15 protein-coding genes are annotated in these 17,308 nt (G+C 48.4%); 6 read left to right on the forward strand and 9 right to left on the reverse strand.

The genetic code is table 11. The features are described from left to right. The first annotated feature begins 85 nt into the window (after positions 1–85). The 3 genes from kduI to kduD all read left to right on the forward strand — a co-directional run bounded on the left by kduI (position 86) and on the right by kduD (position 2,534). Positions 86–919: a 5-dehydro-4-deoxy-D-glucuronate isomerase gene (gene kduI, locus H70357_RS20195; RefSeq protein ID WP_038593270.1), complete on the forward strand. Its 834-nt coding sequence runs from the start codon at positions 86–88 to the stop codon at positions 917–919. Between the two features lie 34 nt (positions 920–953). Further along, positions 954–1,709: a DeoR/GlpR family DNA-binding transcription regulator gene (locus H70357_RS20200; protein WP_038593273.1), complete on the forward strand. Its 756-nt coding sequence runs from the start codon at positions 954–956 to the stop codon at positions 1,707–1,709. Positions 1,710–1,778: 69 nt separating this feature from the next. Further along, a complete protein-coding gene (gene kduD / locus H70357_RS20205; protein WP_038593276.1) occupies positions 1,779–2,534 on the forward strand; it encodes a 2-dehydro-3-deoxy-D-gluconate 5-dehydrogenase KduD in 756 nt (251 codons plus the stop codon). 154 nt (positions 2,535–2,688) lie between these two features. On the opposite strand, the gene H70357_RS34445 is transcribed toward kduD, so the two are convergent. The 6 genes from H70357_RS34445 to H70357_RS20235 form a co-directional block, all read right to left on the reverse strand. Further along, a complete protein-coding gene (locus H70357_RS34445) occupies positions 2,689–3,066 on the reverse strand; it encodes a hypothetical protein (RefSeq protein ID WP_052092155.1) in 378 nt (125 codons plus the stop codon). A 69-nt stretch (positions 3,067–3,135) separates the two neighbouring features. After that, positions 3,136–4,062, reverse strand: a complete 927-nt coding sequence (locus tag H70357_RS20215; RefSeq protein ID WP_038593278.1) for a phosphotransferase enzyme family protein — start codon at positions 4,060–4,062, stop codon at positions 3,136–3,138. Between the two features lie 221 nt (positions 4,063–4,283). Next, complete coding sequence (locus H70357_RS20220; RefSeq protein ID WP_038593279.1) at positions 4,284–5,651, reverse strand: sensor histidine kinase; 1,368 nt, start codon at positions 5,649–5,651, stop codon at positions 4,284–4,286. Beyond that, entirely contained in the window at positions 5,648–6,322 is a 675-nt protein-coding gene (locus H70357_RS20225) for a response regulator transcription factor (RefSeq protein ID WP_038593282.1), read from the reverse strand. Before H70357_RS20225 ends, H70357_RS20220 begins: the two co-directional genes overlap by 4 nt. 155 nt (positions 6,323–6,477) lie before the next feature. After that, positions 6,478–6,930 (reverse strand): hypothetical protein, encoded by a 453-nt coding sequence (locus tag H70357_RS20230; protein ID WP_038593284.1) that lies wholly within the window; start codon positions 6,928–6,930, stop codon positions 6,478–6,480. A gap of 142 nt (positions 6,931–7,072) precedes the next feature. Continuing rightward, on the reverse strand, positions 7,073–8,191 hold the full coding sequence (locus H70357_RS20235; RefSeq protein WP_197073605.1) for a stalk domain-containing protein: 1,119 nt from the start codon (positions 8,189–8,191) through the stop codon (positions 7,073–7,075). A gap of 188 nt (positions 8,192–8,379) precedes the next feature. Here H70357_RS20235 and H70357_RS20240 point away from each other — a divergent pair, with 188 nt between their 5' ends. After that, complete coding sequence (locus H70357_RS20240; RefSeq protein ID WP_038593288.1) at positions 8,380–9,003, forward strand: NUDIX hydrolase; 624 nt, start codon at positions 8,380–8,382, stop codon at positions 9,001–9,003. A 141-nt stretch (positions 9,004–9,144) separates the two neighbouring features. Here the strand turns inward: H70357_RS20240 and H70357_RS20245 are convergent, their stop codons facing one another. Beyond that, complete coding sequence (locus tag H70357_RS20245) at positions 9,145–11,223, reverse strand: beta-galactosidase (protein ID WP_038600078.1); 2,079 nt, start codon at positions 11,221–11,223, stop codon at positions 9,145–9,147. Positions 11,224–11,412: 189 nt separating this feature from the next. On the opposite strand from H70357_RS20245, the gene H70357_RS20250 reads away from it, so the two are divergent. Both H70357_RS20250 and H70357_RS20255 read left to right on the forward strand, forming a co-directional pair. Continuing rightward, positions 11,413–12,303 (forward strand): helix-turn-helix domain-containing protein, encoded by an 891-nt coding sequence (locus tag H70357_RS20250; protein ID WP_231578291.1) that lies wholly within the window; start codon positions 11,413–11,415, stop codon positions 12,301–12,303. A 144-nt stretch (positions 12,304–12,447) separates the two neighbouring features. Further along, positions 12,448–13,578 (forward strand): YARHG domain-containing protein, encoded by a 1,131-nt coding sequence (locus tag H70357_RS20255; RefSeq protein ID WP_156130908.1) that lies wholly within the window; start codon positions 12,448–12,450, stop codon positions 13,576–13,578. Between the two features lie 169 nt (positions 13,579–13,747). On the opposite strand, the gene H70357_RS20260 is transcribed toward H70357_RS20255, so the two are convergent. Together H70357_RS20260 and H70357_RS20265 are read right to left on the reverse strand one after the other, a co-directional pair. Further along, on the reverse strand, positions 13,748–15,487 hold the full coding sequence (locus H70357_RS20260; protein WP_038593294.1) for an ABC transporter ATP-binding protein: 1,740 nt from the start codon (positions 15,485–15,487) through the stop codon (positions 13,748–13,750). Beyond that, a complete protein-coding gene (locus tag H70357_RS20265; protein WP_038593296.1) occupies positions 15,484–17,220 on the reverse strand; it encodes an ABC transporter ATP-binding protein in 1,737 nt (578 codons plus the stop codon). Before H70357_RS20265 ends, H70357_RS20260 begins: the two co-directional genes overlap by 4 nt. Positions 17,221–17,308: the final 88 nt, after the last annotated feature.

A 17,308-nucleotide genomic window follows, 5' to 3' on the forward strand; every position in this document is an offset into this window, starting at 1 on the left:
GATTATCACTTGCCAAATGAACGTAAATGGATTAAATTGTACCTATACGAACGAAAATGCGTTTTTGAAGGAGATTGAATATCCAATGGAAAGACGTTTCGCCTCACATCCCAACGAAGTTAAGCAGTTTGATACTGAGCGCCTGCGCAAAGAGTTCCACATTCCCGTTATTTTTGCTCCGAATGAACTGAAGCTTGTGCTTACCCATGAAGACCGCATGATCGTCGGCGGTGCCAATCCCGTAACCGAAGATGTTGTGCTAACCACGGATCTGAAGGAACTGGGAGTCACTTACTTCCTGGAACGCCGTGAACTGGGTATCATCAATGTCGGCGGCAAAGGTTCAGTTGTTGTAGACGGAACAGAATATGAAATAGATTTCAAAGAATGCCTGTATGTCGGCCAAGGTTCCAAAGATGTGGTGTTCAAAAGCGCAGACAGCGCCAAACCGGCTAAATTCTACCTGAACTCCGCTCCGGCTCACCAGTCCTATCCTACAACCAAAACTACACTCGCCGAATCCGAATCCGGAGCAATGGGTGGTCTGGAGAACTCCAACGAGCGTACGATTCACCGCTTCATTCATACCAATGGCGTACAAAGCGCACAACTGGTCATGGGTATGACACAGCTCAAACCTGGCAGCATGTGGAATACAATGCCTTCGCATACTCATCCGCGCCGGATGGAAGCCTACTTCTATTTCGATCTTCCGGATGACTCTATCGTGTTCCACCTGATGGGCGAACCTACCGAAACCCGCCATATCGTGATGCACAATGAACAGGCCGTCATTTCCCCAAGCTGGTCAATCCACAGCGGTGTAGGCACGCATAACTATACCTTCATCTGGAGCATGGCCGGTGACAACAAACGTTATGATGATATGGACCCCGTAGGTATGAAAGAATTACAATAGAAAGAAATCAACTACGGAAAGATGAGGCAGGCGGATGAACCCGATACGGCGACACGAGATGATTATGGAAGTTATGCTGAACCAGAAGGACGTAACGGTAAACGAATTGAGCGACAAGCTCCAGGTGACGGGAAAAACAATCCGCGAGGACTTGAGCAAGCTGGAGGAACAGGGATTGATCGTGCGTGTGCACGGCGGTGCTGTATTGGCCCAAAGCGATCAGTTCGGCATTCTGCCTTCCAAGAACCCGCTGGATAAATATTCCGACGAGAAAACGGAGATTGCGCTGCGTGCGCTTGCCCATATCGAAGAGGATGACATCATTGCGCTGGACGGCGGGAGCACCACGCTTGAAATTGCCCGGAGGCTGGACAATATGCCTCTGACGGTCGTCACCAACGATGTGTACATCATCAGCGAACTGGTTCCCAAAGACAACATACGTCTGGTTGTTCCCGGAGGCTACCGCGTCCGCAACATGCTCGCAGGTCCCGAAGCTGTCTCATACGTGCAAAAGCTAAATATACAAAAAGCATTTCTCTCGGCTACAGCCGTGCATATCGAGCATGGGCTGTCTATTTACACCGGTGATTTAATAGATTTCAAACAGGCCTTGGTCTCCACGGCCCGCAAAGTATTCGCCGCCTGCGATCATCATAAATTCGGGCATACCGCTTTGCGCACCTTCGCTTCACTGCAGGAAGTGGATGTGCTGCTTACGGACAGCGGCCTTGCACCCGAAACGGTGGAACAGTTCCGCAGTGCGGGCGTCAATATTGAATGCGGATAATAAATTGCACTTTTTTAAGAATCTTAAGTACAAAATCCACAATCCCCACTCAAAGGAGAGAATATTAATATGTCATCATTATTCAGTCTGGCTGGTAAAACAGCCATCGTAACGGGCGCTGCCCAAGGTCTTGGACAAGGTATTGCCCTTGCTTTTGCGGAAGCTGGCGCAGACGTTGTTTCTGCCTCCCTGAACACAAGTGCAGAAACCGTTGAAGCCGCCAAAGCTTTCGGTGTGAAAGCTCTCGGCATCGAAGCTGACCTGAGTGACCACACTACTCTGCAGGGCATGTTCGACAAAGCACTAGAATTGACCGGCCACGTTGACATCCTGGTCAACTGCGCTGGCATGATCCGCCGTACTCCGGCCAAAGACCATAGCGAAAAAGACTGGTTCGATGTCATCAACCTGAACCAGAATACTGTATTCCTGCTGTCGCAAATTGCCGGCCGCCACTTCCTGGAAAGAGGGTCCGGTAAAATTATCAACATCTGCTCCATGCTTTCCTACCAGGGCGGGATCAATGTTCCGGGTTATACTGCAAGCAAACATGCGGTTGCCGGTCTGACCAAAGCATTCGCCAACGAATGGGCCGGTTCCGGTCTGAACATCAACGCGATCGCACCAGGCTACATGGCTACAGAAAACACAGCTCCGATCCGTGCGGATCAAAGCCGTTCCGACTCGATTCTGGACCGCATTCCTGCCGGACGCTGGGGAACTGCAGAAGATGTTAAGGGACCTGCCGTATTCCTGGCTTCCGCTGCTTCTGACTACCTGAACGGTCATATCCTGAATGTAGACGGCGGATGGCTGGCCAGATAAGACACATTGTTAACTACACATCTGATCAGATAGTAATAGACAAATGATGTGCTTAATAGCTAAATAAACAGCTTTCTAAAGAAAGCTGTCCGGTGGATAATTTGTAAAGGGTGTAACCGAGGTTGCACCCTTTTTTGTGTGAGCAAAAATCTGCTTATTCATCTTTGGTTACTATCGCTTTAATATATTGATTTTGGCCTGTTTCGACGGCTATTTCTTGTGAAGAATCGATATTATTGATAGACCAAAGTTTAGTCCCCACTTGATAAAAATTAGAGGAATTATCCAGAGTTTCTCCCGTCTCCGTTGTTGAATAATTCGTAATCTCTCCGAGCGGCTTGTCAACCTCTTCAGCAGGTGTATCCGTAATAGTGTATATACTATTATTCCATTTAATATAAGGGAAAGCAAAAGAACCAATCCCAGTTGAAGAGGTATTATTTTTTTCCTTAGCTGCTTTATTCTCTTTGGGTTCATTCGAGCAGGATATCAGCAGCAGGAACGAGAGTATAGAAATGATTAGCTTATTCATTTTTGTCACCTCTTCTACTAATCGGAAAGGTCCACTTCTTGTTTATATTTCCTGTTGTACATTGCTTGTTCAAGAATAGCTGTACTCCATCCGGCTTCTATATAAGTTCAAGATTCGGACCTGCTCCTCGCTTAGCTCTTTAGCATTCCAATACATATGCATTAAATTATATTCAAACAATTCTTTTAATTTCATGAATAGCGGTAGTTTCGTAAGCATCTCGGAAGAGAGCTCATTCTCCTCTTTATATCCATCTACTAACGCCCTGGTAATGGATCTTTCATAATCTCTGAGGTTCTCTCCCCCTGAGAAGGAGAACTCCAGTGCAGAATAGATAGGAACGGCTAAATCGTATACATAATAATGTTTTTCACAATCTTGAAAATCAATCATCGTTAGCTTGGAGTCACTGTCTACAAGGATATTTTCCAGCCACAGGTCTCCGTGTATTAAGCCATAGTTTGAAGACTCCTGCGGCAGTTCCTTAATTTTGTTTACTACATCGTGTGCAAATTCCCGTATGGTTTTCTCTTCTGCAGGAATGTATTTAAGAAAATCGTATTCTTTAGACTCATACCAATGATTGATATGTGCAGTAGTCTCAGAATTCATATATCCTTTACTGACCCGATGCATTCTGCCTATTTGTTGTCCAAGATCTTTAAATACCGTTTTGTTCCATTTTGAACGTGGCAGATGAATTCCTGATGCAGCCTGAAATACAACGACCCGTTTCTCTTCCTCTAACTTTATTTTCCCAATGAATGAATTATTAATAGTGGCTATAACCCGGGGAACCCCTATACCTTGGTTAAAAAGATAATTCATCCAATTCACTTCATCTAATTGTTCTTGATAGGACTTATAATTCGTTATTCGAACAAAAAAAACACCTTTTTGAGATTGGCAGCGGTACATTTCATTTGTTACGGCTTTAACATCATAAAAATTAATAGGATATGTATTATTTAGAAATTGCAATATTCTTTCTTCCATAGCGTTGTTTACCTCAACTTTCTAAATGCAGCTTCAACATTCAACAAGATTATAACAAGCAGACTCCCTATATGGCAGGTAAAGTTTCTTTATAAATAATTGTGCGTTAATTTCAAGCTGAATCATCAATCTAAGCACGTACGAAAAAACACCCCGGCATCACAGGCAAGTGAGCTTGCACAGGTTACCGGAGCGTGGGGATTGATGCAGTATGAATCTTATTACACTGCCGGCGTTACGATTGGCAAGGTGACAATGAATGTTGTTCCCCTGCCAGGTTCGCTTTCTAACCGGATGTCACCATGATGAAGCGATACGATCTGTTTAACGATGGCAAGCCCCATACCGCTGCCCTCATACTTACGGCTGTGGGAACGATCAGCCTTAAAAAATCGCTCAAATATACGCTTCTGGTCTTCGGGGGAAATACCAATGCCAGTGTCGGATATTGTGACTGTCACGTTTTTGTTATCCTGTGTAATGCTGACGGTAATAACGCCGCCATCCTGGGAAAATTTAATGCTATTGCCGAGAATGTTGGTCCATACCTGATTTAGCTGGTCATGATCTCCCGTTAGCATAACTGCCTTCAGTTCGAGCTCGAAAGTGATGTTGCGAGCCGACCATTGCGGCTGAATCGCGACAATGACCCGCCTAATCTGTTCATCAAGACTGAGCGTTGACAGAGTCAATTGCTGTGACTGCGATTCAAGCAAACTCAGCTTTAGCAGGCTAGCGCTCATCTTGGACATCCGATTCGCTTCATTGATGATAATGTCGAGATAACGTATCCGATTATGAACCTCGATATTTTCTTGTTTGAGCGCCATTGCATAACCGGATATCGAGGTGAGCGGTGACTGGATTTCGTGTGACACGTTTGATACGAATTCCCTGCGCAGCTGCTCCAGCTGCTGCAGGTCGTGCGTCATTTCTTCAAAGCTGCGAGCCAGAGTACCTAGCTCATCCTTTTGCTTAATATTCAGCTTCACACTGAAATCTCCATCTGCGATACGCTTAGTCGCTATGGTCAGCTTTTTGATCGGACTGACTAGGAACCTGGCAGCAACCAGAATCAATAGGCTTCCTGCGATCAACGAATAAGTTATAAAAGTCAAAATCCACTTTCGGTTGAAAGCGGCAGAAGGCGGGCCGATTGATTCTAAAAATATCGCTTTCGTACCCGTTTCAGTTGTCAAAGGCAGCCCTAAGAGAACAGTAGCATAACCACTGGGATTTACATGAACTATCTCTCCATCTATTACTTTTTTCAGTTGTTCCATACTCACAGTGACAGGTTTGTCTCCGTTAAGCGATCCATAAGACTTGAACTTACCCGTTTCTTCGTAAATTCGAATATAAAAAGATTTGAGCTGATACATTCCACTTACGAACTCGTCCGCTTCAGTCAATGGAAGGGTTTCGTAAAGCCGGGTGACATCCTGGCCAAAGTGAAGTAAAGGCATTAGCATGTTTTCGTTCAATTTATCTTTATATACCCAAACAGCCACATACAGGGCAAGGACTGTGCCCCCGATGACGGAGACTAGAAATGTCAGGACGATACGTGTATATAAGGATCTGATCATTCGTTAACCTCAAGCCGGTAGCCAAGTCCGCGCACCGTCTCGATACGAAAATGTGGTGTAGTCGCGAACCGTTCGCGCAGCCGTTTAATATGTACGTCGACCGTTCGGTCATCTCCAGCGTAATCGATCCCCCAAATTTGATCAATCAGCTGCTCACGTGTATACACTTGCCCCGGTGTTCCAGCAAGCTTATACAACAGCTCGAATTCCTTGAGCGGCAACGTGAGCGACTCCGTCCCTCTCATCACCTTATAGGTTTGCCGGTCAAGGATGACGTTGCCGAACTGGATCGGTTGCGTAGAGCCAATCCGGTATCGTTTCAGCAATGCCCTGACACGAGCTGTCAACTCTAACGGATCGAATGGTTTCGTCAAATAATCGTCCGTCCCAAGTTCGAACCCTTTCACTTTCTCCCAGGTTTCACCTCTCGCAGTCAACATAAGTAATGGAAGGTCAGGATTGGCTCTTCTGAGCTCCTTGCATAACGTCCATCCATCCATAATTGGCATCATTATATCGAGCACGACAAGATCAACATGCGTTGAGGCGTAGACGTTCAGTGCTTCTTTGCCGTCCACGGCTTCAACTGTCTCAAATCCGTCGTTGCGCAGAAACAAGCAAACAAGTTCGCGAATGTTCGCATCGTCGTCAGCAACCAGTATAGTAGGCATTCGTTCCCTCTTTTCCTGTTGTAGATCCTAGCATTATACTATGAATCAACCCAAAATAAACGTTCAACTAAAGGAACCGTCTGTTAAATGCATGTTGTGTCGTCAGTTGCAACTAAGCATAACCGGGTGACTGGACAACATCCTAGCTGAGCGGATTAATCCGCCAATAACACAAACTCCTCGGGATGGGAACGAATATATTTCGCAATAATGGAGTGGGTCATCGGGGCAACCTGCTCAAATCGGTCAAACAGGGATTTTATCATTTGCATCAGTTCGTCATCCCGCTCCAGATCCATAAGCGTTGCATCTCCCCAGTTGACCTTTAACCTGCTGTTTCTCGCTTCAAGCTGCCCCCTAGTTTCCTCCAGCAGCGCTACTATTCCCGACTCGTCAAAAAACCGCACCCCCTCCATCATCCGGTCCCAATACCCCGGAATACTCAGCATGTAGGAGATCCAGGCATAATACTCAGCCGCCGATTTATAACTGTGACCATACATAACCCGGAACATGCAGAGCGCCTGTTGTCCCCCTGTCAGCTGCGAGATCACCTCCGCCTTAACCGCCGGCGATTTACCGCGTATCTGCATAAAAGTCGGCTCCATACACGCACTCCCAAGTTTTTCATCACCTAAGCTATAAAAGGATTCCCGCTTCATAGTCACTAAACTCATTACATTCCTCTTTTCTCATTTAATAAATCCACCAGCGAATAACTATCATACACTCCACAAGTCCGGCTTTTCATTATTTTATTTTACTGCCGATAGCTGCCAGTTCAACTTTGATTTTCTCTGCCGCTTGATTATCCTGTGCATTAAGCGGATTAAGCACAAGTTTATCCGAGATTATTACCAAACCTCTATGATAATACGTTTTCTTGCTAAATACATCCATTATCACTCTCAGGGGGACAAACGTCCGTCCGTTTTTTGTCACGATCGTTGTATTTTTTGCTGAGGAACGGCCATTGACTGAAATGGTGGAATCCGCTTCATTAATTAAGATCTTCTGATCTCTATATTGAATCGAGACCTCATGCTTCTTGGAATCAAAATGTACTGCGGCACCGAACTGATCTGATATAAAACGCAGTGGAACCATTGTTGTCTCTTTGCGCAGATATGGGGTGATCTTTGAATTCGTTTCATCTATCATTGTCTGCTTTCCTTTGGCAAGCACGTTGCTCTGGCCGATAGACAGAACGATGGCGTCTCTCTTAATATCATCTACCAAGGAATTGATTGCTGCCTGCTGCTGGCCACCGCCTTGACAAAGGTCATCCTTGTACAGCTCCATATACTCAATAATAATGTCGATGGCTTCTGGTCGAATGTCCTGTTTCAGACTTTTATCGGCAAGGACCGCCTCCGTATTCTTCCAGCTGCACATTAAGTTCTCTTGGGACACGGCAAGCGCATGGATCAGGGATACCGTCATACTGTCCGGTGACGCCTTCTTGGCCTCAGTGATCCAATACAAATCAGGATCAAAATAATGATCGAGTACCTTCATATAGCCAAAGACAAAAATCTCCTGCGGTGTCAACTTCGCTTTATCCAGCGAATCTGATTTCTTTCCATAAACAGATTGTGAATACTCCTCTGTCAGATCTCTATCCTCCCATCCTTGAACTGAATACAGCGCATTTATTACTGCCGCTTTTTGATCCAGCGGTGTGGTTGCTGATGATAAAAAATCGTTAACTTTCACGCCTAATCCGTTCTTCAAGGCCTCAGTAACCATATCTACATCAAGATAAGCCTCATAAATAGCCGTCGAGGTTATGGGCGAGTCTGCATGCACGGTCTCCTGCTTATTACCAAAAAAATAACCAAAAAAAACTATTGAAGTTACCAGAAACAATTTGCCTATCCTTGAATGTAACAGGCTATTCATAAACATTCCTCCTTGGGATGATGGGATATTCTAGCTCATTCATATCGTATTCTATGTGGACAAGCCGTTGCCTGTGCGGCAAATGCTATGATATATTTAGCCGACGAAGTAGGATCGGCATCACCAGATGTTAACATTAATAAAGGAGCCTTCGCATGAATGACGAACTACTGACCACTTTTGATGACAATGGCAATATTACCGGGACCGCGCCCCGTGATGAAGTTCACCGGTTGGGACTCTGGCACGAAACCTTCCACTGCTGGTTCGTCAGCAAGGAACAGGATATGCTCCATATTTATCTTCAGCTGCGCAGCGAACACAAGAAAGATTATGCCGGTCTGCTGGATATCACGGCCGCCGGGCATTTATTATCTGATGAGGTTCCGGAGGATGGCGTCCGTGAGGTGCAGGAGGAGCTTGGAATCCGCGTTGCTTTTGAGCAGCTGATCCCCCTTGGGATCATCCCTTACAGCATGGACAAAGAGGGCTTTCTCGACAGAGAGCGGGCGCATGTCTTTTTATACACGAACGCCTCCCCTTTAAGCGACTTTAAGCTGCAACAGGAAGAGGTTGCGGGAATTGTAACAGCCGATTTCGCCGGCTTTCGAAGTTTGTGGCTGGGAGACAGCGCTACACTGCAAATCCAAGGATTTAGGGTGGAAAGCAGCGGTAAGCGGATTCCAATCAGCCAGACTGTGGACAGGAGCCACTTTGTGCCGCATGAGATCAACTATTATCGGCGCATCATTGAGGGCATTGAGGCAGCCTTTGGCTGATTAGCATTCTTCAATCATTACCTATTTTAACCATTTTCTTATGCGCATAGCAAGATTCTACCCTGCACCCGCAGGCTGCTTCCGTTTCCACAATGAAAAGGCAGGACCCTGATGACCGGGTCCTGCCTTTTGTAATTCTATCTATTTCTGTGCTACTTTCCGTTTCAGCATTACTAGCCCGTTCACAGGAAGTGCAACAACTTCCGGAGCTGGCTCGCCTGATTCCAGATCTGTATAAACCAGACCATCCAGTGTCACTGAAGCTTCAGTACCGCTAAAGTTCTGCAGGAAAATATAGTCTTGTTCACCGTCTGTACGAAGCTGCGCCGTTACACCTGCTGGCAGTTCACTTTCCAGCACGCGGCCAATTCCCGCCTTGGCGGTAATTGCAGCATACAGCTCTACGTAAAACGCTGCGTCTTTGACGCGGGTAGCCAAATGGTACGCTCTGCCTGCTCCGAGCTTGTTGAGTGTCAATGCCGGCTGCCCGGCGTAGAAATCGCTGCGGTAATGGCCTAGCGCCTCCGCCCCCTCCAGATGGATCAGCTCGGCAATTTCATGGGCATCGTAATCGCCCGAGAGCTTCAAGGCGTTGCCTGCCTGCAATACAAGACCGTTCACATCCCGGCTGTGCAAGCCTTCCGTTTCTTCAGCCCAAATACCGAGCGTTCTGCGCAGCGGTCCCGGGAACCCGCCGAGGTGACACAAATCTGTTTCGCCTACCACTCCAGACCAGTAGGTTGCCAGGAAGGTTCCTCCCTGCTCCACATATTTCTCGATTCTTTGACCATTCTCTTCACTGATCAGGTACAGCATCGGAGCGATGACCAGCTTGTAGCGTGTGAGGTCATCTCCTGAACCAATCACGTCAACTGGGATGCCCAGCTCCCAGAGGGCACGGTAATGCTGCAGCACGGTCTCTTCGTATTTCAGTCCGGAATTGCGGATCCCTTGGGCATCCTTGATTGCCCAGCGGTTATCCCAATCGAACAGGATCGCCGTCTCCGCCGGTGTGACGGTGCCCACTACTTCGGTTAATCCCGCCAGTGTTTTACCAACCTCGGCGACATCCCTGAACACACGGGTTTCTGCATGGCCGCTGTGATCGAGCACAGCACCGTGGAACTTCTCGCTGGAGCCGCGGCTCTTGCGCCACTGGAAGTACTGCACAGAATCAGAGCCATGAGCGACCGCCTGCAGGGATGACAGCTTATGCATGCCCGGCCGTTTCAACTTGCTGACTGACTGCCAGTTCGTGAGCGAAGGCGTACTCTCCATCAGCAGAAACGGCTTATGCTTGAAGCTGCGGAACATATCATGGTTCAGAGCTGTCCAGGCCGCCAGCCGGACATCATCATCGTCCTCGGTGTAATGCCATTCCGGGTATGCATCCCAGGAGACGACATCCAGAATTTTGGCCAGCTCACGGTAATCAATACCGTCGATCATATGCATGTTGGTGGTCACGGGCAGATCCGGGTTGAAATCCCGTACGGCTGCAATTTCATGCCGGCAGAAATCAATCGTCCGCTCACTGACAAACCGCCGCCAGTCCAGGTTCAGGCCATGGACCTGTGTCTCCCCATGCGGTGCCGGTGAATCAATCTGCTCCCACGAAGTGTAGGTATGGCTCCAAAAAGCGGCCCACCAGGCATGATTCAGTTCGTCGAGGCTGCCCTTATATTTGGCCTTCAGCCATTCCCGAAAGGCGTTCTGGCACAAATCGCAATGGCACTCGCCGCCGAACTCATTCGAAATATGCCAGCCGATGACCGCCGGATGATGAGCATACCGTTCAGCCAGCTTGGCATTCAGCGTTGCTGTTTTGTCCCGGTAGACCGGGGAGGTGTAGCAATGGTTGTGCCTGAATCCATGCAGATTGCGCACACGGTTTCGTTCCACCCGCAGCACCTCAGGGTACTTCTCTGACATCCAGGCTGGCCGTGCTCCGCTTGGAGTAGCCAGGAAAGCATATATTCCGTTCTCCGCAAAAGAGTCCAGCACATGATCCAGCCAATCGAATGTAAATACGCCCTCTTCAGGCTCCAGTGACACCCATGAAAAAATACCGACAGACATCACATTGCAGCCCGCCAGCTTCATCAGCCGGATATCCTCACGGAGAATTTCAGGATATCTCAGCCATTGCTCGGGATTATAGTCGGCCCCATGCAACATCACGGGAGCCTTGCTGCTGACCGCAGGGAGTTTTTTGCTCATCATCGTATATTCATCCTCTCATTTTAGATCCGTGTCAGAATGAGACTTTTCTCTGATTCAAGTCATTCTGTGTCTCTGTCTTTTTCACGGACAAACATTTATACTATTTATAATATAGGATAACCGCAGATTCACAGTAGGATTATACTCGCGATTACATAGCACAAAATGAATATGAGGTGAACAGTTTTGCTACCTTTTTCTTTGGTTGAAATGCCGCGTAACCTAGAGGACTTTCCCCTGTACCCTTATTCTGTCGGCAGACACATTCAGTACCATCATGTCCGCCCGTCTGGATTCCCTGTCCATCAGCTCTTCCTGATCCGCAGCGGAAAGGGGATATTCCGCGATCTCACGGACGGAACAGAAACGGTGCTGGCACCCGGAATGGCTTTCGTTTTCCCGCCTGACCGCGGACATGAATATTACCCGCTGTCTCATGAGCCGTGGCATGTAGCTTTTACCGGCATTTACGGCAGCCAGACAGGGCCAATGCTTCACAGTCTCGGCTTGTTGCCGCCCTCCGCCTATCATCCTGTGCGCTTCGAGGAATGCTGGGAAGCCATCGGCGGAATCTGGCAGACCGTAAATGGAGGGAATGCCAGCCGCCAGGAGGAACAGGCCACGCAGGAACTGTCCGTCAGCCTCTACCGGCTCATCCTTATGATGCGCCGGGGCGAGCCTTCTGCCGGTACAGCCAGCCGCCTGGAAAATGAGCATGTCCGCAACGAAGCACTGCAAAAAGCGGTGAGACTAATCAATGAGCATTTCACCGAACCGTTGCTGGTTGCTAATCTGGCTGCCGCCGTCGGCTATTCCGTGCAGCATTTCCAGCGACTGTTCTTGCATGAGTATGGCGTAACCCCGCATAAATACCTCCAGAACCTGAGGCTGGAGCGGGGTCTTCAATTGATGACTGAAAGTCCCGGCATCCCTGTGCAGGATATCGCTTTGAATCTTGGGATGGAAACAAACTATTTCATCCGGGTATTCCGCAAGACTTACGGCTGCACGCCGGGTGTAATGAGGGAGTCACTGCAGCGAAGCCAGAGTCAAGCAGCGAACCGGCAGAAGCAATAAGTGCTTTTGCCTCAGGAACTGGGCTCTATTTTTAAAATAACAGGTAAGATAATATAAAATAGCTCGTTGGAGCTGCCCCCTTTTTATGTTATATTTGCTAGATCCAAATTTTAGGATGTAGAAGTCAACTAAGGGGGATGCAATTTGTTTTACCACAATCTCAGAAGAATGGGTCTCATTTTTGGAGTCCTGATTCTCTTGTCGAGCTGTTCCACAAAGGAACCAGTGAACTTAACAAAGGAAGAAAATAGCAATAAGGCTGTAAGCCCGGCAAATCCGGTCAGGGAATACATCATAAATGACAGTAACAAGGTATTGCTGAATGCTGACAACGTTAGTAACATGGATGGTCATATCTTGGAACTGGCGCGTAATGAGATTTATGCCCGGCATGGTTATATATTCAAACGCAAGGATTTGGCCGGCTACTTTTCTTCAAAGAAATGGTACAAAAAGAACCAAAACTATAAAGATGCTTTCACGGACATAGAAAAGAAAAATATCGAATTATTACATACCTATGAAGCAAAGTACGCAGCCTATCAGTTAATCGCAACACATACGGATGATTATCGTGTCAAAAATTACGAGGGCTCCAATACCTTTAAACAGCAACATATGGTTATTGACCTTAATGGAGATGGAATTAGTGATAATGTTGAGCTAAAGATCCCTACAACGAAAGGCGATACAACATGGACGCTTAAAGTAAATGGAACATCTCTTCAGTTTGACGGTGAAGACATGTTTCCTTATTTTGAAATTGTCGATCTTAATATTAATGATCCTTACTTTGAAATCGCTTTTCAATTTGATAGTCAGTATGATTTTTTTAGAGAGACTTATTTTTATTACTATGACGGTCAAAAAATCAGATCCGTTGGTACCGTTCCCGATTTTGCCGCACATTCTTCTATGATTGACGGGCTTGGCACTGTTAAAGGGATTGATCGAGCGAAGGAGCTGCAGACATGGTATCGTGAACTCGTATTCCGGTTAGATGCAGAGCATCAGCTCCGTGAAGAAGAACAAGATTTCTACTCTATGTCTCCCCCTACTGTGTTAACCGCCAAAAAAGAACTAAAATTGCAAAAACTAAGAAACTCAGATGAAGAATTTCTTCAAATCAACCCTGGTGATCAGGTGAGTTTCTTAGGAGAAGACAACCGGGGTTATATTAAGTTTGAGCTCTCCACAGGATTAACCGGTTGGTTTCAGGCAGGGGATATGTATGATTTCACTGATTATTTCGAAGGGCTGATATTATATGATTGAAGCAGCTTGAACTAACAAAGAACTCTCTCTCAATAAAACAGCGGCAGTCCAGGACGCTTCTTTACCGTCCATGAACTGCCGCTGTTTGTATATATGGGGTCAATGAAAGAGCGTGAAGCTCTGCCAAAGTAGCACAACTCCTCCTCCATAACCTGCCACGTTAAGCCCGCTATACCGTCGCAAACTGGCTGTTGTACAACCGGGCATAGTATCCCCCGCTTTCCAGGAGTCCCTCATGTGTGCCGCTCTCGACGATGTCTCCGTCCTTCATATAGAGAATGAGATCGGACTCGCGGATCGTGGACAGCCGGTGGGCAATAACGAAGCTGGTGCGCCCTGAGATCATGGCGAGAAAAGCCTTCTGAATCCGAATCTCCGTCAATGTATCAATGCTGCTGGTTGCTTCGTCCAAGATGAGCATCGGCGGATCCACGAGCATAACGCGGGCGATGGTGAGCAGCTGCTTCTGGCCCTGGGACAGATTGTCTCCAGAACCGCTGATCTTCGTAGCGTACCCTTCCGGCAGCCGTTTGATGAAGCTGTGCGCATTCGCTGCTTTGGCTGCTGCTATGACCTCTTCCTCTGTCGCATCCGGTTTGCCATAAGCAATATTATCGCGGATGGAGCCTCCGAACAGCCATGTATCCTGCAGCACCATTCCGAAATTACGCCGCAGACTGTCCCTGGTGATCTTATTAATGTCTATTCCGTCAATTTGGATTGTCCCGCTGTCTACGTCATAGAAACGCATAAGCAGGTTGACCAGCGTCGTCTTCCCTGCCCCAGTCTGTCCTACAATCGCTACACGGGTACCCGGCTTCACTTCCAGGCTGAAATTCTTGATTAGCGGACGCCCTGGATCATATGCAAAACTTACTTTATCGAAGGTGATTGTGCCCTGGCTGGTGTCCATGACGTGAGCCCCTGCAGCATCTGGCGTTTCCGCCGGGAGGTCGAGAATGGCAAAAATCCGCTGTGCCGAAGCCGTCGCCATCTGCAGCTGGGTGATGACACCGGTAATCTCATTGAACGGCTTTGCGAACAGGTTCGAATAAATCAGGAAACTGGACAAATCCCCGACCGAAAAATGCCCACCAATTACAAGCGCGCTGCCGATCATCGCAATGACCGAGAAGGTAATATTATTGACCAGCCGTGTTGTCGGATTAGCCAATGAACCGTAAAACTGGGATTTGACACCTGCCTGGTACAGCTCATTATTACGGTCCGAGAAACGGGCGAATGAACGGTCCTCGTAGTGGTATGCCTGCACCACCTTTTGTCCGCCGATAATTTCTTCCACATATCCGTTTAATCCGCCGAGAATCTTCGCCTGCTCACGGAACAGCTTCTGGGAACGCGTAGTGATGAACCGGGCGACAAAAAAGGTTGCCGGAGCCGACAGCAGCACGACTATCGTCATCACCGGACTAATGTACAGCATCAGCCCGATCGCACCGGCAATGGTCACAATACCGGTCAGCAGCGTAGAGAAACCCTGCAGCAGCCCGTCCGAAACGGCGTCCATATCATTGACAAAACGGCTGATGCTGTCGCCCTGCGGATGATTGTCATGGAATTTCAGCGGCAGTACGTTCAGCTTGTCAAACAACTCACGGCGCATGTCGTAGACCGTCTTGTAAGCTATCCGATTAGTGTAATACGTCAGCAGCCAGCCAAAAAAGCTGCCCACAATATATACCGCAGCCAGGATCAGCAGCAGCCTGAGGATTCCGGCGAAATCAACCTCGCCCGGACCCACCATATGATCGACAGCCCGGCCGATCAGCAGCGGCCCGATCAGACTGGCAATCACGCTGATGATAGCGCAGATTACCGCGGTTATGGTCATGCCTCTAAAATGACTTGTATAGCCAAACATTCTTTTCCAGGTATTGTTGCCCTTCATTGTCCCGCCTCCTCGCTGGAAAGCTGGGACTGGCAGATTTCCTGATAAACCCCGCAGCACTCCAGCAGTTCCTGATGACTGCCTTTCCCAACAATCCGTCCTTCGTCAAATACGATAATCTGATCCGCCTGCCGCACCGTGCTGACCCGCTGGGATACCAGCAGCACGGTCATATCCCTGCTGCTCTCCTTCAGTGCCCTGCGCAGTGCCGCATCGGTCGCAAAGTCGAGCGCACTGGAAGAATCATCAAGGATAAGGATCGGAGGGGTACCCACGACGGCGCGGGCAATGGTAAGACGTTGCTTTTGTCCGCCGGATAAGTTCAACCCTCCACGCGCGACCGGTGTATCCAGCCCTTCCGGCAGCTTGCGGATAAATTCATCGGCCTGGGCTACAACGGCTGCCTGCATCAGTTCCTCCTTCGTTGCATTCTGCTTGCCCCAGCGGAGGTTATCGGCAATCGTCCCGGTGAACAGGAGCGCCTTCTGCGGCACAATGCCAATCAGGCTCCGCAGCTGATCCAGCCGGTATTCTTTGACGTTGACGCCGCCTACTCTGACTTCCCCCTCCACCGCATCATAGAAACGCGGAATGAGATTCACGAAGGTGGACTTGCCGGAGCCGGTGCTGCCGATAAGCCCCACGGTTTCTCCGCGGTTGATCACCACTGAGATATCCTGCAGTGCAAGCTCTCCAGTCTTGTTGTAACCGAAGGAGACATGCTCGAATGAAATAGCAGGAGCTGCCGCTTCCATCACTGGCAGGGCGCTGTTCCCTTCATCCGAGATTGAGGTTTCAGCCGCCAGCACTTCATTCACACGATTCGCAGAGGACGCAGCCTTGGTAAAGAGGATTACCAGATTCGATACAACAATCAGCGCCAGCAGAATCTGGGTTACATAGTTGATAAACGCAATGATTTCACCCTGTGATAATCGGCCCGCATCAATGTGTATGCCGCCAGCCCACAGAATGGCAATAATCGCTGCGTTCACCACCAGAGTAGTCATCGGGCCAAGCCAGGCAGAGATGCGTCCAACACGGATCGCCGTTGCCGTCAAATCATCCGAAGCTTCATTGAAGCGCTGCTTCTCCCGCCGTGCTTCGGCAAAGGCGCGGATGACGCGGATACCGGATAGATTCTCGCTCAGTACCAGCGCCAAATGATCCAGCTTCTGCTGATATTTGCGGTAGAGCGGCGAGCTGCGGGTAATGATAAAGTACAGGATAACGCCAAAAACAGGTGTCGCCGCGAGCAGAATCAGCGACAGCCGGAAATCGAGAATCATCGACATAATAATGGCCCCGATGCAGATAAACGGCGCACGGACTACGAGACGGATCAGCATGGCCACAGCCAGCTGCAGCTGATTCACATCACTCGTGATCCGGTTGATTAGCGACGGTGTACCGAAGGTATCCAGCTCGGCATAGGACAACAAAGAAATATGCTTGAACATTTTGTTGCGCAGCGAAGTGCCAAAGCCCTGTGATGCCCGGGCGGCATAATATTGGCAAACCATCGAGCAGCCGAAACCGAGGAGCGACATCAGCAGCATAAGCCCGCCCATCCGGTACACATAGGCACTATCCTGCCCGCCGATTCCGTTGTTCACGATCAGCGCAACGATGGTCGGCAGCAGCAGCTCCAGGATCGCCTCCAGCAGCTTAAAGATCGGCCCGAGTATAACTTCTTTTCTGTACGGTTTAAGAAAAACAGCAATTTTGAACACAGTAACCCTCACCTAACTTATGTAGTATGTAATCACTATGAAATAGCGTTAAGACCCGTTATGATTATGTCATACCTGCTTACATATT

The organism is Paenibacillus sp. FSL H7-0357 (assembly GCF_000758525.1).
GTDB lineage: Bacteria > Bacillota > Bacilli > Paenibacillales > Paenibacillaceae > Paenibacillus_AQ.